14 protein-coding genes are annotated in these 20678 nt (G+C 71.4%); 10 read left to right on the top strand and 4 right to left on the bottom strand.

What is annotated here, in order from left to right; all coding sequences use genetic code 11:
- Nucleotides 1–25: 25 nt before the first annotated feature.
- On the bottom strand, nt 26–1117 hold the full coding sequence (locus tag ACFZAX_RS01305; RefSeq protein WP_390957880.1) for an endo-1,4-beta-xylanase: 1092 nt from the start codon (nt 1115–1117) through the stop codon (nt 26–28).
- 894 nt (nt 1118–2011) lie between these two features.
- Here ACFZAX_RS01305 and ACFZAX_RS01310 point away from each other — a divergent pair.
- Nucleotides 2012–3565 carry an exopolysaccharide biosynthesis polyprenyl glycosylphosphotransferase gene (locus tag ACFZAX_RS01310; protein WP_390957881.1) on the top strand — a complete coding sequence of 518 codons (1554 nt, stop codon included), beginning with the start codon at nt 2012–2014 and terminating at the stop codon, nt 3563–3565.
- 69 nt (nt 3566–3634) lie between these two features.
- Here ACFZAX_RS01310 and ACFZAX_RS01315 read toward each other — a convergent pair whose 3' ends face one another.
- Nucleotides 3635–4618 carry an NAD-dependent epimerase/dehydratase family protein gene (locus tag ACFZAX_RS01315; RefSeq protein WP_390957883.1) on the bottom strand — a complete coding sequence of 328 codons (984 nt, stop codon included), beginning with the start codon at nt 4616–4618 and terminating at the stop codon, nt 3635–3637.
- Between the two features lie 115 nt (nt 4619–4733).
- Here ACFZAX_RS01315 and gmd point away from each other — a divergent pair, with 115 nt between their 5' ends.
- From gmd to ACFZAX_RS01340, 5 genes are read left to right on the top strand one after another with little or no spacing between them, the layout of a single operon-like run.
- Nucleotides 4734–5747, top strand: coding sequence for a GDP-mannose 4,6-dehydratase (gene gmd / locus ACFZAX_RS01320; protein WP_390957884.1), 1014 nt, complete (start codon nt 4734–4736; stop codon nt 5745–5747).
- Complete coding sequence (locus tag ACFZAX_RS01325; protein ID WP_390957885.1) at nt 5744–8557, top strand: LamG-like jellyroll fold domain-containing protein; 2814 nt, start codon at nt 5744–5746, stop codon at nt 8555–8557. The genes gmd and ACFZAX_RS01325 overlap by 4 nt, the downstream gene beginning before the upstream one ends.
- Nucleotides 8554–10806: a LamG-like jellyroll fold domain-containing protein gene (locus ACFZAX_RS01330; RefSeq protein WP_390957887.1), complete on the top strand. Its 2253-nt coding sequence runs from the start codon at nt 8554–8556 to the stop codon at nt 10804–10806. The genes ACFZAX_RS01325 and ACFZAX_RS01330 overlap by 4 nt, the downstream gene beginning before the upstream one ends.
- Nucleotides 10806–11552, top strand: a complete 747-nt coding sequence (locus tag ACFZAX_RS01335) for a hypothetical protein (protein ID WP_390957889.1) — start codon at nt 10806–10808, stop codon at nt 11550–11552. The genes ACFZAX_RS01330 and ACFZAX_RS01335 overlap by 1 nt, the downstream gene beginning before the upstream one ends.
- Nucleotides 11549–12376, top strand: a complete 828-nt coding sequence (locus ACFZAX_RS01340; RefSeq protein WP_390957891.1) for a glycosyltransferase — start codon at nt 11549–11551, stop codon at nt 12374–12376. Before ACFZAX_RS01335 ends, ACFZAX_RS01340 begins: the two co-directional genes overlap by 4 nt.
- A gap of 379 nt (nt 12377–12755) precedes the next feature.
- Here the strand turns inward: ACFZAX_RS01340 and ACFZAX_RS01345 are convergent, their stop codons facing one another.
- Nucleotides 12756–13880, bottom strand: a complete 1125-nt coding sequence (locus ACFZAX_RS01345) for a substrate-binding domain-containing protein (RefSeq protein WP_390957893.1) — start codon at nt 13878–13880, stop codon at nt 12756–12758.
- A gap of 307 nt (nt 13881–14187) precedes the next feature.
- Between ACFZAX_RS01345 and ACFZAX_RS01350 the strand changes: the two genes are divergently transcribed.
- From ACFZAX_RS01350 to ACFZAX_RS01365, 4 genes are all read left to right on the top strand, one after another.
- A complete protein-coding gene (locus tag ACFZAX_RS01350) occupies nt 14188–15654 on the top strand; it encodes a cytosine permease (RefSeq protein ID WP_390957895.1) in 1467 nt (488 codons plus the stop codon).
- Nucleotides 15655–15745: 91 nt separating this feature from the next.
- A complete protein-coding gene (locus tag ACFZAX_RS01355; protein WP_390957898.1) occupies nt 15746–17518 on the top strand; it encodes an adenine deaminase C-terminal domain-containing protein in 1773 nt (590 codons plus the stop codon).
- A gap of 23 nt (nt 17519–17541) precedes the next feature.
- Complete coding sequence (add, locus tag ACFZAX_RS01360; protein ID WP_390957900.1) at nt 17542–18558, top strand: adenosine deaminase; 1017 nt, start codon at nt 17542–17544, stop codon at nt 18556–18558.
- A gap of 99 nt (nt 18559–18657) precedes the next feature.
- Nucleotides 18658–19299 carry an ATP-binding protein gene (locus ACFZAX_RS01365; protein WP_390957902.1) on the top strand — a complete coding sequence of 214 codons (642 nt, stop codon included), beginning with the start codon at nt 18658–18660 and terminating at the stop codon, nt 19297–19299.
- Nucleotides 19300–19433: 134 nt separating this feature from the next.
- Here ACFZAX_RS01365 and ACFZAX_RS01370 read toward each other — a convergent pair whose 3' ends face one another.
- Nucleotides 19434–20603: a glycosyltransferase gene (locus ACFZAX_RS01370; RefSeq protein ID WP_390957903.1), complete on the bottom strand. Its 1170-nt coding sequence runs from the start codon at nt 20601–20603 to the stop codon at nt 19434–19436.
- Nucleotides 20604–20678 lie beyond the last annotated feature (75 nt).

Raw genomic sequence — 20678 nt, forward strand, 5'->3', positions numbered from 1 at the left:
GTCGTACCGGCCCGGGCGGGCCGGGTCAGCGCCGGCCGGTGCGGTGCGCGGCGGCGCGGAGGCCGTCGGCGAGCGCGGTGTACGCGGGCTTGCGCACGAAGTTCTCGTCCATGATGTTCGCGGAGCCCTGGCCGGAGAACGTGTCCGGCACCCACGAGTACTTGTCGCTGAAGCCCCAGACCGTGAAGGACTTGCAGCCCCGGACGGCGATGCAGGCGTCGAGCAGCCTGCGGTAGTCCTGGGCCTGGCGCGCCTGCTTGGTGTCGTCCACCGGCAGGGTCATCCGCACGTCGATCTCGGTGAACGCGGTCTGCAGACCGAGGGCGTCGAACCGGGCCAGGTTGTCGCCGACGTCACCCGGGAAACCGTACTGGATGTCCAAGTGGCCCTGTATGCCGAGGCCCTGGACCGGGATGCCCTGGGCGCGGAGCTTCTTGGCCAGGTCGTAGTAGGCGGTGGACTTGGCGTTCACGCCCTCGACGTTGTAGTCGTTCATGAAGAGCTTCGCCTTGGGGTCGGCCGCGTGGGCCCATGTGAAGGCCTCGGCGATGTAGGACGGGCCGAGCTTCTGCAGCCACAGGGAGTCCCGGTAGGTGCCGTCCTCGTCGAAGACCTCGTTGACGACGTCCCACTGGTAGATCTCGCCCTTGAAGTGGCGGACCTCGTCGGTGATGTGCTTCTTCAGGATGGCGCGGAGCTGGTTCGTGTCGATCGAACCGTCCGCGACGCCCGAAGTGAGCCAGGCCGGCAGCTGGTTGTGCCAGACCAGCGTGTGGCCGCGCACTTCCTGGCCGTTCTTCTTCGCGAACGTGACCAGTCGGTCGGCCTGCGACCAGTCGTAGGTGCCGCGGGCCGGCTCGACGACCTCCCACTTCATGACGTTCTCCGCGGTCACCGAGTTGAACTCGGAGGCGACGTCGGCCCGGTAGGGGGCGTCGGTGGCCAGCGCACTGGTGTCGACCGCCGTTCCGACGAGCAGGTCCGGACGCTCTGCGAGGGTACGCAGCGTCGCCTCGTGCCCGCCGTGACGGGCGGGGGCCGCCTGGGCGGCCGTACCGAGGGTCAGTGCGGCCACGGCACCGGTGGCGACGGCGAGGGCGAGTCGTCTGGACAGCATGGTGCAACTCCTCATGAGGGTGGGACCGGGGTGCGTCGTGCCGATCAGGGCTCCGACCCGGCCCCCTGATCTTCCGAAACTCTCTCGACAAGAGACAGGTGGTGCTCCGCCCCCTCGCCGGTTCAGAAGAGGGGACATCAGCCTGGACGTACCGGATCACTCAGACGTAAATCACCCTGGCGGGTTGTGCGCTGAGTCGTTCGTCGGCGCTGAGACAGATCCTGGGGCATGTATTGCCGCCGAAACAATGGCGCGTCACAAACGAAACATTTTCGTTCGGTGCATCCCCGTCGAACAAGGCGATTCGACGACCCCCTGTCCCGGAATCCGGACACCCGCACCCCGGGACAGGCGCACCCCCGGGACACGCGCACCCCTGGGCGCGCGCCCACCGCGCCACTCACCACACCGCGCCACCCCACCACGCCGCGCGACCCGGAAGGCGGATCCGCCCGGGCCACCCGGGGCCGTCCCGCCCGGGCCACCCGCCGACCGGATCGCGGCGCACCGTCCGCCCCACCCCGACCACGACGGGTCACCACGCGCAACCGCCGTGTGACGTGGCTAACTTTTGCGCCGCCAGGCAGAGTTGAGCCGACCCACCCCGCACATACTGGGCGGAGTGCGGGAGTTCGCTTCGCCCGCGTTATGCCTGGTTGTTCCGGATACCGGGTCGCCCACCCCCGCACGGTCAGCCCAACCACGCTTCGTGGAACCAGAGATGACGAATGGGACGGGATCGCGGCGGAAGTCTCCGATGTGTCTGAACTTCACGGGAACTCCAGCGAAATAGCACGTGTGTGGATATCGTGCACCGAGCGATGGCGCATCCGCCGGTCCCCGGGATCGACGGATGCGCCGCGTTTCAGGGATGCAACTGTGACTGGGGGGTTCATGGGGCATGTCGAAACACCCGAATCCAACATATCCGGGTCCGTGGGAGTGCGGCGTCGGCCACGCCCCCGCTCCACGGCGCCCCGAAACCGCGCGACGGCTCTGGAACAGCTCTGGAGGGCCCCGACTGCGCAGCGCGACCTGACCGATCTCGTACGTCCCGACCGACGGGCCGGCCGCTGGGGTACACCCCTCACGGTCCTGACCGAGACCGTGGGAATGGCCGTTCCCGCCTGGGCCGTCCTGTCGTCGCGGGGGCAGCCGGTGGCCCTGCCCACCGCCGTGATCGCGGCGCTCGCCTGGGCCGGGGTGCGGGCCGTACGCGGGCGCCACACCGCCGGACCGCCGCGGAGCACGACCGGAGCGTCCGGGGTCCTCGGGGACTGGCTGGTCTTCGTCGGGCTGCTCGCCGTCGCCTGGGCCCTGGCCGGCGACGCTGTCGACCCGACCGCCGCCCTGGTGGCCGCCGTGCCCGGCGCGGCGGTGGCGGTCGTGGTGACCTCGGCCGTCCGGCGGCGGTCCCGCGCCACGCACCGCCGCCCGCCCCTGAGGGTCCTCGTCGTCGGCGACGCGTCCGGCGTGGACACCGTGGCGGGCGCGCTCGACCCCCGTACGCAGAAGGAGGGTTACGCGGTCGTGGCGGCCGTGTCCGTGGGGGCGGCGGAGCCCGAGCACGAGCTGCCGCTGACCGGGCGGCTCGGGGCCGACGCGGCGGACGACGACGTCTCCACCGTGCTGGCGGGGGCGTACGCGTACGACGTGGACCTGGTCCTGGTGGCGCCCGGGCCGCTTCTCTGCGGCGAGCGGCTGCGCCGGCTCGGCTGGGGGCTGCACGACGGGGACATGGCACTCTGCGTGCTCTCCGCGCTGACCGGCATCGCCCCCACGCGGGTCCGGCCGGCCTCGGTGGCCGGGATGACCCTGCTGCACGTGACCCCGCCGCTGCGGCGGGGGCCGCAGCCGACGCTGAAGACGGTGCTGGACCGGTCCGGCGCGGTGTTGGGGCTGGTGCTGCTGGCCCCGCTGCTGCTGGCTGTGGCGCTGGGCGTGCGGCTCTCCTCGCGCGGGCCGGTCTTCCACCGGCAGATTCGGCACGGGCGGCACGACCGGCCTTTCACCATGTGGAAGTTCCGCACGATGGTGGTCGACGCCGAGTCCCGCAAAGCCGAGCTGACCGGGGCCAACGAGGTGGACGGCCCGTTGTTCAAGATCCGCCGCGACCCCCGGGTGACCGCGATCGGCCGAGCTCTGCGGCGCACCTCGATCGATGAACTACCGCAGCTCTTCAACGTGTTGCGGGGTGACATGTCCCTGGTAGGTCCGCGTCCTCCGCTTCCCGAGGAAGCGGCCGACTACGACGACCGCGAGCGGAGACGGCTCGCGGTGAAACCGGGGCTGACCGGCCTCTGGCAGGTCAGCGGCCGGTCCGATCTCTCCTGGCAGGAGTCGGTCTCGTTGGATCTCTGGTACGTCGACAACTGGTCGGTCTCCACCGACGTGAACCTGCTGGCCCGTACGGTGCGCGCCGTCACCGACGGCCGCGGGGCCTACTGAGAGGCCGGAGTGAAGACGATGCAAGCGGTCCGGGTGCCCCGCGCACGGCGGGGCACCCGATCGTCCGGCTCAGCCGAGAGCGGCGTCCCGCTCGCGCCACCAGGCGTAGGTCCCGGCGATGCCGTCCCGCAGCGGGATCTTCGGCGCGAAGCCGAGGGAGGTCAGGCGCGCCACGTCCAGCAGCTTGCGGGGGGTGCCGTCGGGCTTCGAGGTGTCCCAGGAGATGTCTCCCTGGTATTCCGTCACCTCTTTCACGGTCTCGGCGAGTTCGCGGATGGTGAGGTCGTCGCCGCAGCCGACGTTGACCGGCTCGTCACCGTCGTACGAGGCGAGCAGGAGGGCACAGGCCGCGGCCAGGTCGTCGACGTGCAGGAACTCGCGGCGGGGGGTGCCGGATCCCCACAGGGTGACGGTGGGCGCCCCGTCGCGCTTCGCCTCGTGGAAGCGGCGGATGAGCGCGGGCAGGACGTGCGAGGTCGCCAGGTCGAAGTTGTCCCCGGGGCCGTAGAGATTGGTCGGCATGGCGCTGATGTACGAGGCGCCGTACTGCCTCCGATACGACTGTGTCTGCACGATTCCGGCGATCTTGGCGAGCGCGTACGCCTCGTTGGTCGGTTCCAGAGGACCGGTGAGCAGCGCGTCCTCGCTGATCGGCTGGGGGGCGTGCTTGGGGTAGATGCAGGAGGAGCCGAGGAACAGGAGCCGTTCGGTGCCGGCCGCGTGGGCGCCGGCGATCACGCTCAGCTGGATGCGGAGGTTGTCCTCCAGGAACTGCACCGGCCAGGTGCTGTTCGCCATGATCCCGCCCACCTTGGCGGCGGCCAGGACGACGGCGTCCGGGCGGACGTCCTTCAGATACGCCTCGGTCCGCGCACCGTCGCGCAGGTCGAGGAGGTCGCGGCCGCGGGTGAGGACCTCGTGGCCGTCCGCGGTCAGGCGGCGGACCACCGCGGATCCGACCAGACCGCGGTGACCCGCCACGAATATGCGTGCGCCCGGGCGCAGTAGAGGGCGATCGGCTTCCTGAGGAAGGCCGGGGAGATCAGTCGTCATGGCTCGGATTGTGCCAGTGGGAACTCGGCACCGTGACCTTTTCACCGCACACCACGCAATGTACGCAATATCGGGGTAACAAACGCCGTTCAGGCGACCACAGAAGGGGGGAGTCATGGCCAAGACCGCACTCATCACCGGTGTGACCGGACAGGACGGCTCGTACCTGTCCGAGCTGTTGCTCGACAAGGGTTACACGGTCCACGGGCTCATACGCCGCTCGTCGAGCTTCAACACCGAGCGCATCGACCACATCTACCAGGGGCCGGAGGAAGCGGACCGCTCCTTCGTGCTGCACCACGCGGATCTCTCCGACGGTGTGGCGCTGGTGAACCTGCTGCGCGAGATCCAGCCGGACGAGGTCTACAACCTCGGCGCCCAGTCGCACGTCCGGGTCTCGTTCGACGCGCCCCTCTACACCGGGGACGTCACCGGACTCGGCGCGATCCGGCTGCTGGAGGCGGTGCGTGCCAGCGGCATCGACACCCGCGTCTACCAGGCGTCCTCGTCCGAGATGTTCGGCTCCACCCCTCCCCCGCAGAACGAGGGGACTCCGTTCCACCCGCGCAGCCCGTACAGCGTGGCCAAGGTGTACGCGTACTGGTCCACGGTCAACTACCGTGAGGCGTACGGAATGTTCGCGGTGAACGGCATTCTCTTCAACCACGAGTCCCCGCGCCGGGGCGAGACCTTCGTGACCCGCAAGATCACCCGGGGGGTGGCCCGCATCAAGGCCGGACTCCAGGACCGGCTGCACCTCGGAAATCTGGACGCGGTCCGCGACTGGGGGTACGCCCCCGAGTACGTGGACGCGATGTGGCGGATGCTCCAGCGCGACACCCCGGACGACTACGTGGTGGCGACCGGCGAGGGGGTGAGCGTCCGGCAGTTCCTGGAGCACTCCTTCGACCACGCCGGTCTGGACTGGCGCGAGCACGTGCGGTACGACCCGAAGTACGAACGCCCCAGTGAGGTGGACGCGTTGATCGGTGACGCCTCCAAGGCGGAGGAGCTGCTCGGCTGGAAGCCGGAGGTGCGGTCCATGGAGCTGGCGCGCATCATGGTCGACGCGGATGTCCGGCTGCTGGAGACACAGCTCAGCGGCGCGGCCGTGCGGGTGGACCGGTGAGCGGGCCACGCCGCCCCGGCGCCCGGTGGCGGCGGGGCGGCGTGGGCGCGACGGCGCTGGCGCTGGCCGCGGGGGCGCTCTCCGCCTCGGCGGCGGGTGCTCCGCCGGCCGCCGCGCTGACCGCGCCGGTCGGGTTCACCGCCGACAACCTGTCCACCTACCAGACCAACGGCATCGTGTGGGCGCTGGCGGAGGCGAACGGGGTCGTGTACGCGGGCGGCACCTTCTCGCAGACCCGGCCCGCCGGGGTGGCGGCGGGTGGCACGGGTTCGGCGGCGGCGGTGAACTTCGCGGCGTTCGACGCGGTGACCGGGGCTCCGGCCGGCTGCTCGCTCTCCTTCACCCGCAGCGGCGGCACCGCCACGGTACGGGCGTTCGCGCTCTCGCCGGACAAGTCGACGCTGTACGCGGGTGGCTGGTTCAACGCGGTCAACGGCACCACCACCAACGGGCTGGTCGCCGTCAACACCGCGGACTGCACCGTGCGTTCCGGTTTCGCGCCGAACTTCAGCGCGACGGTGCGGGCGCTGGACGTGGCGGCGGACGGCACGGTGTACGCGGGCGGTGACTTCCAGACGGTCGACGGGAGCGCCCGGCGCTTCTTCGGGGCGGTGACCCCGGCCGGCGCGCTGACGGCGTGGAACCCGGACGCGGACGACCCGGGGCGGGCTCTGAAGGTCACCCCGGACGGTGCCTCGGTGCTGATCGGCGGCGACTTCACCGCGGTGGGCGGCACCGCGACGCACGCGCTCGCGGTGACGGACGCGGCCACCGGCGCGCTCGTCCACACCTACCCGAACGGCTTCGTCCCGGCGTCCGCGGTCGTCAAGGACATCGTCACGGACCAGGCGTCCGGTGGCTGGTACGTCGCGGGCGAGGGCATGGGGGGCAACTCCTTCGACGGGCGCATCGCCATGGAGCTGGACGGGTTCGGCCAGCGCTGGCGCGACACCTGCCAGGGCGCCACCCAGGCGCTCCGGGTCCACCGTGGCGTCCTGTACGCGGGCAGCCATGTGCACGACTGCTCCACCATGGGCGAGTTCCCGAACCAGGTGCGCAAGCATCTGACCGCCCAGTCGGTGGACGGTCCGGCGATGCTGGGGTGGCTGCCGGACACCAATGACGGCATCGGCGAGCCGGTCGGGCCGCGCGCGCTGACCGTATCGAGCCGGGACGGGCGTGATTTCCTCTGGGTGGGAGGCGAGTTCACCACCGTCAACGGCTCGTCCCAGCAGGGGCTGACCCGGTTCGCGGACTCTCCGGACACGGGTGCGCCCGCCGTACCGGTGGTGAGCGTCTCCTCGCCCCGGGCGGGACGGGTGAGGGTCGACTGGCGTTCCTCGCTCGACCTCGACGACTCCTCGCTGACCTACCGGGTCTACCGCAACGGCACGTCGTCGCCGGTGTACACCACGACGGGTTCCTCGCTGTTCTTCAGCCGCCCGCAGCTGACCTTCACGGACACGGACGTGGTGGCCGGGCAGACGTACTCCTACCGGGTCAGTGCGAGCGACGGCACCAACACCAGCGCCCAGTCCGCCGCCGCCTCCGTCACCGCGGCCTCCTCGGCGTCCCCGTACCAGGAGGAGGTGCTGGCGGACGGTGCCGAGCTGTACTGGCGGTACGACGAGGCGGGCGGGGCGTTCGCCGCGGACGCCTCGGACGGGCGCGACGGGGGCGTGTACGCCAACGCGCCGACGTACCGGGCGGCGGGGGCGGTGGCCGGTTCGACCGCGCTGGGCCTGAACGGGACGGACGAGTACGTCTACAGCGACCGGCTGCACCACTCCACCTCGGCGTCGCCGTACTCGGTGGAGACGTGGTTCCGTACGTCCTCGACGACCGGGGGCCGGATCGTCGGTTTCGGCAACAACATCGGCTTCGCCACGGGCCACACCAGCACCATCTCCGACAAGATCGTCTACCTGACGGACGACGGCCGGATCGCCTTCGGGGTCCAGACGGGGGGCAGCGGCACCCGGCCGACCATCACCACCCCCGGCAGCTTCAACGACGGTACCTGGCACCACGTGGTCGCCACACAGGGGCCGGCGGGGATGGTGCTGTACGTGGACGGCGCGGTGGCCGGCACCGACGCGGCGACCGGGAACCGTTCGTACGACGGGTACTGGCGGGTCGGCGGGGACGCGATGAACAACGCCTGGCCGAACCGTCCGACCGGTACGTACCTCGCGGGGCAGGTGGACGAGACCGCGGTCTACCCGACCGCCCTGACGGCGGCGCAGGTCGCCGAGCACCACGACCTCGCGGACGCTCCGCCCGTACCCGGCGACGGGGGTGGCGGCGAGGACACCACGGTCACGCTCACCCCGGTGGAGGACGCGTACGTCAACGGCGTCGCCCCGAACACGAACTACGACGACACCCAGCTGGCCTCGCGGGGCACCACCGCGTACGTCGGCTACCTCCGGTACGACCTGCCGGCGGCCCCCGCCGGACAGGTGCTCAAGGGCGCCCGGATCGACTTCCGCACCTCCTCCGACTCGACGGCGGGTTCCGCCGAGAGCCACCAGGTGGTACCGGTCACCGGCGCCTGGACCGAATCGACGGTCACCTACAACACCCGGCCGGCGCTCGGTGCGACCGCGCTGGGGACCATCACCGGCGCGAATGCCGTGTCCACCGACTACTCGGTGGCGCTGGACGCGTCGGCCCTGGGCGGGGCCCTCGGCTCCGCCACATCACTCGCCCTGACCAACACCGGTACGGACAGCCTCCGTATCTGGTCGGGCGAGGTCACCACCGCGGCCTACCGGCCGCAGCTCGTTCTCACCTTCGGAGCTGAATGATGAACGGACGTACGGGGCGGAGATCCGCCGGACGTGGCCGCAAGCGCGCCGCTTCCGCCGCTCTCTGCCTGCTGGGCGGAGCCCTGACCGCGACCGCGGTCGGGACTTCTCCGGCGGCCTCGCTGACGCCGCCGGTGTCGATCACCGCCGACGATCTCTCCACCTGGCAGACCAACGGCATCGTCTGGTCGATGGCCGCGACCGGCAACACGGTCTACGCCGGCGGCACCTTCTCCACGGTGCGCCCACCGGACGCCGCCGCCGGCACCTCGGAGTCCCCCGCGGTGAACTTCGCCGCCTTCGACGCGGCGACCGGCGCGCCGAACGGCTGCTCCCTGTCGTTCACGCTCTCCTCGGGCACCGCGACCGTGCGGGCCCTCACCCTCTCCCCGGACGGCGCGACGCTGTACGCGGGCGGGCAGTTCGGCTCGGTGAACGGCGTCGGGGTCAGCAACATCGTGGCGATCGACACGGCGACCTGCACCCCGCGCAACGACTTCAAGATCGCCGTCTCGGCGACCGTCCGGGCCATCGCCGTCACCGACGACACCGTGTACTTCGGCGGTGACTTCAACAGCGTGGGCGGCCAGACCCGCCAGAAGTTCGCGGCGGTCACCACCGGCGCCGCCCTGCTGCCGTTCACCGCCAACGCCGATGAGGTGGCCCGCGCGGTCGAGGTGGCTCCGGACGGCCAACACGTGTTTCTGGGAGGCGACTTCCTCACCGTCAACGGCACCTCCTCGCACGCACTGGCCGTGGTGGACGCCACCACCGGGGCGGTGACGACCGCCTATCCGGGCTTCATCCCGAACACCTCCACGGTGCAGGACATCACCACCGACGCGACCGGCTTCTACACGGCCAACGAGGGCACCGGCGGCGGGGTGTTCGACGGGCGCATCGCCCTGGACCTCGACGACTTCCAGCAGCGGTGGCGGGACACCTGCCTGGGCGCGACCCAGGCCGTGCTGGTCCACTCGGGCGTGCTCTACAGCGGGAGCCACGCCCACGACTGCGCCAGCATGGGCGAGTTCTCCGACCAGCCGCGCCACCACCTGCTCGCGCAGTCGGTGGACGACCCGAAGCTGCTGCCGTGGTTCCCGGACACCAACGACGGCATCGGTGAGCCGGTCGGCCCCCGGGTGATGGCGCAGACGGACACCGGCGGCCACCACTACCTCTGGGTGGGCGGCGAGTTCACCACCGTCAACGGGGCGGCGCAGCAGGGGCTGACCCGGTTCGCGGACGGCCCCGACACGGGCGCCCCGTGGGTGCCCAACGTGCAGCTGTCCACCGTCGTGCCAGGACAGGTCGAGGTCAACTGGCAGACCAGTTCCGACACCGACGACGGGTTGCTGACCTACCGGATCTACAAGGACGGCGCCACCACCCCGGTGTACACCACGACGGGCAGCTCGCTCTTCTGGGACCGGCCGCAACTGCGCTGGACCGATACGGCCGTTGCCGCCGGGGAGACGCACTCGTACCGCGTCACCGCGAGCGACGGCACCAACACCAGCGCCAAATCCCCCGCCCTGTCGGCCACCGTGGCCTCGGCGGCCGAGGCGTACCCGGCGAAGGTGCTGGCCGACGGCGCTTCGCTGTACTGGCGCTACGACGAGGGCACTTCGACCTTCGCGGCGGACACCGGGGCGGGGCTGGACAACGGGTTCCTGCGCAACGCCCCGTCCTACCGGCAGACCCCGGCCGCCATCGCGGGCGCCTCCACGGCCATCGGGTTCAACGGGACCGACGAGTACGCGTACAGCAACCGCCGGCACGCCAAGCCGGGCGCCTTCTCGGTCGAGACCTGGTTCAGGACGACCACGACCAAGGGCGGCAAGCTCATCGGCTTCGGCAACCTGACGATGCAGAACAGCACCAACTACGACAAGCACGTCTACATGACCAACGACGGGAAGCTGGTGTTCGGCGTCCACGACGGCTCCACGCGCACCATCACCACCCCGGCCACCTACAACGACGGGACCTGGCACCACGTCGTCGCCACCCAGGGCACCGGGGGCGTCGCGCTCTACGTGGACGGCGTGCTGCGGGCCTCCAACTCCTCCTACAGGACCAACCAGAACTTCGAGGGGTACTGGCGGGTCGGCGGCGACACCCTCAGCGGCTGGCCGTCCGCCCCGGCCAGTGCCTTCTTCGCCGGTCAGCTCGACGAGACCGCCGTCTACCCGACGGCGCTGAGCGGTACGCAGATCGCCGCGCACTACGCCCTCAGGACGGGCTGATGAGGAACCCGCTCCTGGCCGGCGCCGCCGTCGTCGTCCTGACGGCGGCGCTGGCCGCGTGCGGCTCGTCCCACGACGGGAACGACCCGGAGGCCGCGGCGGCACCACGCCCCGCGGCCTCCGGGCCCTCCGTCGCGGGGCCTTCGGCCGCCGCACCGCCCGACGTCCCCACGTCCGGAGCTTCCGGGGCGTCCGGAGCGTCCGGAGCGTCCGGGGCGGACGCGGCTCCCGCACCGGACGCCACCGGCCCCAAGATCCCCACCGACGAACTCACGCCCGCCACCGGCACGTTCACCAAGAAGGAGAAGGAGTACCTCACCGACCGGGTGCCCAAGGGCATGGACCCGGCCGCCGTCCTCCAGACGGGCCAGGAGACCTGCGACAAGCTCGACTTCCTGGTCAAGGCCGACCGACGGATCGCGGTCGGCTCGATCGTCACCGGCGAAGTGCCCGACGCCGCTTCCGCGGTGGCCCATCTGTGCACCGGGCACCAGGATCTCGTGGACGAGGCCGCGCTCGGCTACGCGGACGGCACCCACACCGGCAAGGAACTGCGCCCCGGCACCTACCGCTCGGTGTCGCCCACCCCCGCCTGCGCCTGGCGGACCGAGGGAGCCGGAGGCAAGGTGCTCGGCCAGGGCTCCTCCGCGAGCGGTCGACCGGTGCGGATCACCCTCCCCGCAGCCACCCGCACCTTCACCTCCACAGGCTGCTACGCCTGGCTGCCCGAAGGAGACAAGAGTTGAGCAAGCTGCCCATCGCCGTGGCGATCCCCACCAAGAACGAAGGCCTCAACATCGCCGAGGCGGTCAACTCCGTGCTCGGCCACTTCGAGGCGGTCGTCGTGGTGGACTCGCACAGCACCGACGACACGGCGAAGATCGCCGCCGCGTGCGGCGCCGAGGTGGTCGAGTACACCTGGGACGGGGGCCACCCCCGCAAGAAGCAGTGGTGCCTGGAGAACGTCCGCACCGACATCGACTGGATTCTGGTCCTCGACGGCGACGAACGCCTCAGCCCCGGGCTGCTCGCCGAACTCCGCGCGATCTTCGCCGACCCCGCCGCGCCGAAGCCCGCCGCGTACGACATCCCGCTCGGCTACTGGTTCTCCGGCAAGCGGCTGCGCCACGGCTACACCATCCGCAAGCGCTCCCTGACCGACCGCACCCGTTGCGCCTATCCGGAGGTCGGCGACCTCGCGGCCCCCGGCATCGGCGAGGTGGAGGGCCACTACCAGCCCGTCGCCGACTCCGCCCAGGCGCTGCGCAACCCGATCGAGCACCAGGACCTCGACCCGGTGACCGCGTGGTTCGAGCGCCACAACCGGTACTCCGACTGGGAGGCGTGGCTGGAGCACCACCCCGACGTCAAGGAGCAGGTCCGCCGGGTCAAGTCCCGCCAGGGCCAGCTGTTCCACAAGGCGCCGTTCAAGCCGCTGGTGTCGTTCGCGTACATGTACGTCTACCGGCGCGGTTTCCTGGACGGCCGGGCGGGGCTGGACTTCGCCCTGGCGATGAGCTTCTACCGGTGGCAGATCGCGCTCAAGTCGCGGGAGACGCCTCGGGGATGAGCCCCGCATGGTCAAGAGGTCCGAGGGCCGCGCGGGATCCGCGCGGCCCTCGGGGGGTGCCTGGGCCGCCCGCGCGTGCCGGGTGCCCATGCGATCTCCCACTGGGAAGCCTCCACGAACGACTCGAGCTCCGCTCTGTCCGCCACCCAGTGGTCGCCCCCGTCCGTCGGTGCGGACAGGTCGTCGAGCAGGTGGATGTAGAACCCGCCGGTTTCCTCGGAGTCGTGGTGGATTCTCACGAAGTACCCCTCGTGGAAACCCGACAGAACGCGCCCGTGTCGCTCCGGTTCGACTTTCGCCATCAGGGCCCGCCAAGGGGTAGGTGGTCGTTCGCCATACGCTTCCCTGCCTCGCCGGTGGTCTCGAAGTGACGAAGGGCTCAGGAAGGCTCCCGCGTCGAGGCCCTCCGCAGCAGCGTGGCCGGAACCAGCCGATGCCGGGGAAGGTCCCCGGTCACCGCGCCGCCGCCCTGGACGAGCTCTATCAGGAGCTGCGCCGCCTGCTTGCCGATCTCCTCGGGCGCCAGGTCGAGCGCGGTGAGCGCGGGGCGGGCGCTGCGGGCGAACTCGCCGTCGGCGCCGACGACGATCTGGACGTCCTCGGGTACTCCGAGGCCCAGTTCACGGCAGACGGCGAGGGTGGCGAACCCGAACTTCTCCATGACGACGTAGAGCGCGTCGGGGCGGTCCGGCCGGTCGAGGAGGCGGCGGGCGGCGTCGGTGGAGTCGGTGCCGGGTTCCGCGCGGTCCATCAGGACCGGGTTCCCGGTGCGGGCGCACCAGTCGCGGTAGGCGCCGGCCGCGTCCTCGTCGTAGGACTGGCCGGTCGATCCGGTCAGCAGCCCGATCCGGCGGGCGCCGGTGGCGGCGAGGTGGTCGAAGGCGGCGAGGGCGCAGGTGGACAGCTCGTTGTCGACCCAGGGGAAGGCGTCCTTGCGGGCCAGGTCGCGGCCGGTGGTGACGACGGGGACGCCCATGCCGGAGAGCCGGGTGAGCAGCGGGTCGTCGGTGAGCGGGTCGATGACGATCGTCCCGTCCAGCGGCAGCGACTCGAAGGGGCGGCCGTCGAGGGAGGGCGGGACGAGTACGAGGGAGTAGTCGTGGGCCATCGCCGTCCAGGTGGCGGCGTTGACGATCTTGACGAAGTACTCGATGTCGGTGACGCCGCCCTCCACGGCGGAGCGGTGCGTCAGGCCGAGCAGTCCGGTGCGGGCGCCGCGCAGCCCCCGTGCATTGGGGTTGGCGCGGTAGCCGATCTCGGCGGCGACCGCGAGCACGCGCTCGCGGGTCTCGGCGCCGACCCGGCCGACGCCGTTGAGGGCGTGCGAGGCGGTGGTGACCGAGACGCCGGCACGCCGGGCCACCTCGCGCAGCCCGCCCGCCTTCGCGGGGCCGGTGGTCCTCGCCGCACCGGCCGTCTTCGCGGCGGCGCCCGTTTCCGCAGGGCCGGGGGTGCGGGGCTCGTGCGAGGTGCCGCGGGGGTCCGGCCCTGTGACGTCTGACATGGCGGCGAGCTTACCGGTTGACCGCCAAAACGTTTAGGCAGTACGGTCCGGACCATTGCCAAAACGTTTGCGCACTTCCTTGCGGGGTGGTGCCAAAACGTTTTGGCAACCGTGCGGCGCGCCGGGTCCCCCCGCCCGAACCGCGCCGCGCGGCCCTCGCCGTACCGCTCCGCCCCCTTCCGCTCCGCCCCCTTCGCTCCGCTCCGCACACCGTCGTGCGGTCACCCGGCTCGTCCGGGCTCCCCGTACATCCCTCGTCCCGTCCCTCCAGGCCGGGACGCAAGTCCGCAAAGGACGTCTGCCGACCATGGCCGAGGCCACCGCCACCGCCCCGCCCGGATCCACCGACCACGCCGACCACGCCGCCCAGGCGTCCCCGACGTCCGTCTTCACGGTCGAGCGACGTGGTATCGACGCCGTTCCCGCCGCCGAACGCCAGGGTGGTCCCGGCCGCCTCTTCGGGCTGTGGGCCGGTACGAACACCACCGTCTTCACCGTCGTCTACGGGGCGCTGGTCGTCTCCTTCGGCCTCTCGTTCTGGTACGCCGTCGCGCTGATCGTGGTCGGCAACGTCCTCGGCTTCACCGTGACGGGCCTGACCAGCCTCCAGGGCCCGCGCACCGGCACCTCCACGCACTCCGTCTCCCGGGCCTCCTTCGGGCCGAACGGCGGACGGCTTCCGGCACTGCTGAGCTGGGTGATGCTGGTCGGCTTCGAGGCGGGCGGCATGGTCCTCATCGTGCTCGCCGGCCTCGCCCTCTTCGAGCAGGCGGGCATCTCCACCGGCACCCCGCTGAAGCTGGTGACGATCGCGATCGCGGCGGGGCTCCAGATGCTCCTGCCGCTGTCGGGCTACCACCTGATCATGAAGGTGCAGAAGTACTTCGCCTGGATCTTCGCCGCCATGTTCGTCGTCATGGCGTTCCTCGTCTTCCCGAAGGCGGACTTCGCCACGCACGGCTCCGCCCCCTCGCTGGTGACGATCTCCCTGGTCCTGGCCATGGTCACCGCCTCGGGCGGGCTGTCCTGGGCCGACATGGGCAGTGACTACTCGCGTTACCTCCCGGCCGGCGCCGCGCCCCGCAAGGTGTTCACCTGCGCCGCGCTCGGCGGCATGGTGCCCAACATCGCGCTGCAGGTCCTCGGCGCCGCGGTCGCCACCGCGACCACCAACGCCGCCGACCCGATCTCGGGGCTCCCGGAGGTCCTGCCCGGCTGGTTCGTCACCCCGTACCTGCTGCTGGCGATCGTGTCGCTGCTCGCGGTGAACACCACCGACATGTACTCCTCCGGCCTGAACCTGCTGGCCGTCGGCCTCCCGGTGAAGCGCTGGATGGTCGTCTTCGTCGACCTGACCCTGTGCACCGCGATCACCCTGTGGGCCGTCTTCTCCGCGGACTTCTACACCCTGCTGTCCGACTTCCTGAGCCTGATCGTGCTCTGGCTCGGCCCGTGGGCCGCCGTCTACCTCACCGACTGGGCGCTGCGCCGCGGCCGTTACCACGTGCCCTCGCTCTTCCCCCGGGAGACCGGGACCAAGGGCATCTACTGGCACAAGGGCGGGGTGCGCCCGGCCGGACTGATCGCGGTGCTCCTCGGCTTCGGGGCGGCGGTGCTCTGGGTCGACTCCACGGTGTTCGTCGGCCCCCTCTCCGACGCGGCAGGCGGCCTGGACCTGTCGGTCTTCGCCGGCGCCCTCGTCGCGGGCGTCGTGTACTGGCTGCTCGCCCGCCGCACCGTACGCGCCGAGGCCGAGCTCGTCCTGGACGCCTGAAGCCCGGACGCCCGGCCCCCGCACCCCTCGCACCTGCACCCCCGCACCTGCCCTCTCCCCCACCTCTCGTACGCGCCCTGGAGCGAACCCCATGAATCACCCCAGCCTCCGCAGCCTCATCGACGCCTCCGAAGGGGTCGTCAAGGCCGACCGGATCATCAAGGGCGGGCAGCTCGTCAACGTCCACACCGGCGAGATCTACCCCGCCGACGTCGCGATCACCGGCGAGCGCGTGGCCGCCACCGGTGACGTCAGCGCGTACGAGGGTCCCGGCACCGAGATCGTCGACGCCACCGGCAAGTACCTCACCCCGGGACTCATCGACGGCCACCTCCACCTGGAGTGCTCCAAGCTCTCGGTGACGATGTTCGCCGACGCCGCGGTCCGCTTCGGCACCACCTCGGTGATCTCCGGTCTCGACCAGTTCCTTGTCGTCGCCGGTCTCGAAGGGGTCCGCGAGGCGCTGCGGGAGGCCGACGCGAGCCCGATGAAGATCTTCTGGGGCGCCCCGTTCAAGACGCCGTACACCCTGCCCGAGACGACGGTCGGATTCTCCTTCGGGCCCGAGGAACACGAGGAGACGCAGGGCTGGGCCGAGTGCTTCGGCGTCTGGGAGACGGTCGCGGAGTTCGTCCTCAACCGTGACGAGAAGGTGCTCCGCGCCCTCGAACTCGCCCACCGCAACCGGCTGCCGGTCTTCGGCTGCGCCCCGATGGCCGCGCAGACCACCATCAACGCGCTGTCGGCGGCGGGCGTCCGCCTCGACCACGAGAGCTACACCGCCGAGGAGGCCCTGCAGAAGCTGCGGGCCGGCATGTCGCTGCTCATCCGCGAGTCCTCGGTCGCGCACTTCATGAACGAGAACGTGCGCACCGTCACCGAGTTCGGCGCCCAGTCCCGGCACGTCGGGTTCTGCACCGACGACATGCACGTCGCCGACATCATCCGCGAGGGCCACCTCGACAAGCTGGTCCGGATGGCGATCAAGGCCGGTGTCCGCCCGGTCGAGGCGATCCAGATGGCCACCCTGAACTGCGCCGAGATGTACCGCATCGACCACCTCGTCGGCTCGATCACGCCCGGCCGCTTCGCGGACGTCCTGATCGTCGACTCCCCCGAGTCGTTCCAGGTGGAGCGCGTGTTCGCGCGCGGCGAGCTGGTCGCGGAGAACGGCCGCACCCTGCGCGCCCCGCAGCCGCCCGTACGCACCCCGGCGCTCTCCCCCGCCTTCCGGGTGGCGCCGCTCGCGCCGGAGGGCGTCGGCATCGCCGCCGAGGGCGACGAGGCCCGCGTGCTGGTGGTGGAGATGGACCGCACCGTCCCGTTCGTCCGCAAGGGCGTCGAGATGACGCTGCCGGTGGTCGACGGCACGGTCCGCGCCGACCTCGCGCAGGACGCGCTGTACGTCACGGTCTCCGAGCGGTACGGCAAGACCGGCGGCGGCACCGTCACCGCGATGATCAACGGCTTCGGGCTGCGGTCGGGCGCCATCGCCTCGTCGGCCGCCCCCGACGACAACAACATCGTCTGCGTCGGCGCGGACCGGGCCGACATGGCTCTGGCGGTGAACCACCTCTCCGAGCACGGCGGCGGCCAGGTCGTCGTGGACGGCGGCGTGATCAAGGAGTTCCTGCCGCTGCCGGTGGCCGGGATCGTCGCCGACCTCACCCCGGAGGAGATGGCCGACGCGGAGGACCGCCTGGAGGCGGCGTCCCGCGCACTCGGCTGCGAACTCCCCTCGGCGTTCGGCTACCTGATCTTCCTGGAGATCACCGCGATCCCCGAGTACGCCGTCACCGACCTGGGTGTCGTCAGCTACCACACCCAGGACGTCGTCGACATCCTGCTCCCCGCCGCCAAGTGACCTGTCCCACCGAGGAGATCGCCATGACCGAGACCGTCACCGTGGACCCCTTCGTCGCGGGTCTGCCCAAGTGCGAACTGCACCTGCACATCGAGGGCACGCTGGAGCCCGGACTGAAGTTCGCCCTCGCCCGCCGCAACGGCGTCGAGCTGCCGTACGCCGACGAGGCCGCGCTGCGCGAGGCGTACGACTTCGACGACCTGCCCGGCTTCCTCGCCGTCTACTACGAGGGCATGTCCGTGCTCCGCACCGAGGCGGACTTCTACGACCTGGCCGCCGCCTACGCGGCCAAGGCGCACGCGCAGAACGTCCGTTACGCGGAGATCTTCTTCGACCCGCAGGCCCACACCGCGCGCGGTGTCGCCTTCGACACCGTCGTCCGGGGCCTGACCCGCGCGCTGGACGACGCCGAGCGGGCGACGGGCTTCCGGGGCCGTCTGGTGATGTGCTTCCTGCGGGACTTCCAGGCCGAGTTCGCGATGGCGACGCTCGTCCAGGCCCTGCCGTACAAGGAGTGGATCATCGGCGTCGGCCTGGACTCCGACGAGGCCGGCAACCCGCCGGTGAAGTTCCGCGAGGTCTTCGCCCGGGCGCGCGCCGAGGGCTTCCGGCTGACGATGCACTGCGACGTCGACCAGCAGAACTCCACGGAGCACATCCGCCAGGTGCTGGACGAGATCGGGGTCGACCGCATCGACCACGGTGTCAACGCCCTGGAGGACCCCGCGCTGGTGGCCCGCATCGTCGAGCGCGGCATCGGCCTCACCGTCTGCCCGATCTCCAACTCCCACGTCACGGACGGCCTCAAGGCCGCCGAGATCCGCGCGCTCCTCGACCGGGGCGTCAAGGTCACGGTCAACTCCGACGACCCGGCGTACTTCCCGGGGTACGTCTCCGAGAACCTCGCGGCGCTGCGCGGCCCCGCCGCCCTCTCGGACGAGGAGCTGGTCCTCCTCCAGCGGAACGCCATCGGGATCTCGTGGGCGGCGCCCTCGGTACGGGAGAGCTTCCTCGCCGAACTGGACGCGTACCAGGGCTGATCGGGAGGAACACGGGTGAGAGGTGCCGGCTTCGGGGCCCCTCACCCGTGTTCGCCCGGTCAGTGGCACCCGGGTCCGCCCGGAGGGGAGAATCCCCCCATGGATACGTCCCCCGGGCCCTGGCGCAACACCACCCACGACTGGGCGAGCACCGTGGACCACGCCCACCTCGCGGAGGTCCGGAGCGATCCGGCCGTGTTCGCGCCCGGCGGCTCGGGCCATCTGATCCTGGAGGTGATCGCCTATGCGGCGGACGAGGCGGAGGACCGGGGAAGCGGGCGCTGCACGGTCACCCTCCACCCGGACGGCTCGGTCTCCGTCGCGGACGACGGGCGGGGGACGGACACCCGGCTCGACGCGCGGGGCCGCCCGGTGAAGAAGCCGGTCATGGCCACCAAGGACCTCCGGTTCTTCGACCACCCCGGCGCGCAGACGCTCCCCGACGGGCAGCCGCGACGCGGGATGTCGGTGGTGGCGGCGCTCAGCGAGTGGCTCGTCCACGCCAACCGGCGGGCGGACGGCGCCTGGACGCAACGCTACGAACGTGGGGTCCCGGTGACGGACCTGACACCGGCCACCGGCCATGGCACCACCGACACCGCAGGCTTCCCCGGCTCCACGGGCACCACCGTCCGCTTCCGCCCCTGCGCGGAGTTGCGCACCGCTTTCCTCTCCGCCGAGGCGTTCGAGCGACCGTGGCCCCGGCTCACCGTCGAGGTGCGCGACCTCCGGACCGGCTGACGGTTCACCCCACCCCTGCCCGTCCGGGCCGCGACGGCCAGGCCGGATCGCCTCCTGAGACCGTGCCACCAGGCGGTGTCCGATGCTTCCCGTCGATCCGCCACCTCGGCGACCGCCGGGCCCTCCGAGGGCGGTCAGCCGCGACCCGTCCGCCGCCCGACCACGTCCTCGTAGGTCCGGCGCAGGGTGGCGGTGACCACGTCGATGGTGAAGTCGGCGTTGACCAGGTCCCAGGCGGCCTTGCCGGCCTCGGCGGCGGCCTCCGGCTCCAGAAGTTCGAGGACGGCCTCGGCGACCTTGGCGGCGTTGGCCGCGTCCTCGCCGACCCGGCTGTCGATCACCCGGCCCGCCCCGGCCTTGGCCACGTCCGGGCCGAGGCCGCAGGTGCGGGTGATGACGACCGGGGTGCCGACCGACATCGCCTCCAGGACCGACACCCCGAGGGGCTCCTCGATCGACGGGAGCACGTAGACGTCCGCCTCGCGCCCCGCCGCCAGGACCTCCTCGTGGCCGAGGGGGCCGACGTGGTCGAGGGAGCCGGTGACGCCGAGCTTCTCCGCCAGGGCCAGGGTGCCCGCCAGCGCCCCGGTGTCCGGGCCCGCCAGCACGAAGCGCGCGTCGGGGTGCCGGGCGAGCACGGCGGGCATCGCGGCGACGAAGTCCTCGGGGCGCTTGCGCTCCTGGACGCGGGCGAGGAAGAGGACGGTGGGCGGCCGGCCCGGCTCGCGGGCCGGCTTGCGGTCCTGGGGGCGTACCCCGTTCACCAGCCGGACCGTCCGGGTGAGCGCGACGGGCGCGGCCACCGCGTTGACGTCGAGGCGCTCCGTCTCGGTGAGGTGCAGGACGGCGTCGGCCTCGCGCAGCACCTTGCGTACGCCGAGCAGGTCGGTCAGCTTGGCCACCGGCTTCTCGGTGGGGTCGATCATGCCGTGGGTCTGTACGACCAGCGGGGTGCGGGTCGCGAGCGCGAGGAGGGCGACGGGCAGGGTCACCAGGTCGCGCATGAGATGTACGTGGACGAGGTCGGCGTCGCGCATGGCGCGGCGGGCGGCGCGCAGCAGGGCGAGGGAGGTGATCCCGCTGACCTCGAACATCGGCAGTACGTGCCGGGCGCGGTGGAGAAGCGCCGGAACTCCCTCTATCTCCTTGGGTAGTTCGCCGGGTCCGAAGCCGTCGCCCAGGGCCATGACGCGCGCGTCGTCACCGGCCGCCCGCTGGACCTTGGAGAGGTTGAGCGCCACTCGGGTGGGCCCGCCGAACGCGTGGTCCGGGGTGTGCAGCGTGACGACGTGCAGGATTTTCACCAGGGTTCCCCTCAACCTCGGCCGGCTGTTCACAGAGTAGTCATCGCGTCCCCTCAAGTGGCTTGATTCGTTAAG

The organism is Streptomyces sp. NPDC008125 (assembly GCF_042957125.1).
In the GTDB taxonomy this organism is placed as follows: domain Bacteria; phylum Actinomycetota; class Actinomycetes; order Streptomycetales; family Streptomycetaceae; genus Streptomyces.

Bases quoted from the DNA above. Each gene is read 5' to 3' on its own strand.
- ACFZAX_RS01305 (WP_390957880.1), bottom strand. From the start codon at position 1,117: ATGCTGTCCAGACGACTCGCCCTCGCCGTCGCCACCGGTGCCGTGGCC.
- ACFZAX_RS01310 (WP_390957881.1), top strand. From the start codon at position 2,012: ATGGGGCATGTCGAAACACCCGAATCCAACATATCCGGGTCCGTGGGA.
- ACFZAX_RS01315 (WP_390957883.1), bottom strand. From the start codon at position 4,618: ATGACGACTGATCTCCCCGGCCTTCCTCAGGAAGCCGATCGCCCTCTA.
- gmd (WP_390957884.1), top strand. From the start codon at position 4,734: ATGGCCAAGACCGCACTCATCACCGGTGTGACCGGACAGGACGGCTCG.
- ACFZAX_RS01330 (WP_390957887.1), top strand. From the start codon at position 8,554: ATGATGAACGGACGTACGGGGCGGAGATCCGCCGGACGTGGCCGCAAG.
- ACFZAX_RS01335 (WP_390957889.1), top strand. From the start codon at position 10,806: ATGAGGAACCCGCTCCTGGCCGGCGCCGCCGTCGTCGTCCTGACGGCG.
- ACFZAX_RS01345 (WP_390957893.1), bottom strand. From the start codon at position 13,880: ATGTCAGACGTCACAGGGCCGGACCCCCGCGGCACCTCGCACGAGCCC.
- ACFZAX_RS01350 (WP_390957895.1), top strand. From the start codon at position 14,188: ATGGCCGAGGCCACCGCCACCGCCCCGCCCGGATCCACCGACCACGCC.
- ACFZAX_RS01355 (WP_390957898.1), top strand. From the start codon at position 15,746: ATGAATCACCCCAGCCTCCGCAGCCTCATCGACGCCTCCGAAGGGGTC.
- add (WP_390957900.1), top strand. From the start codon at position 17,542: ATGACCGAGACCGTCACCGTGGACCCCTTCGTCGCGGGTCTGCCCAAG.
- ACFZAX_RS01365 (WP_390957902.1), top strand. From the start codon at position 18,658: ATGGATACGTCCCCCGGGCCCTGGCGCAACACCACCCACGACTGGGCG.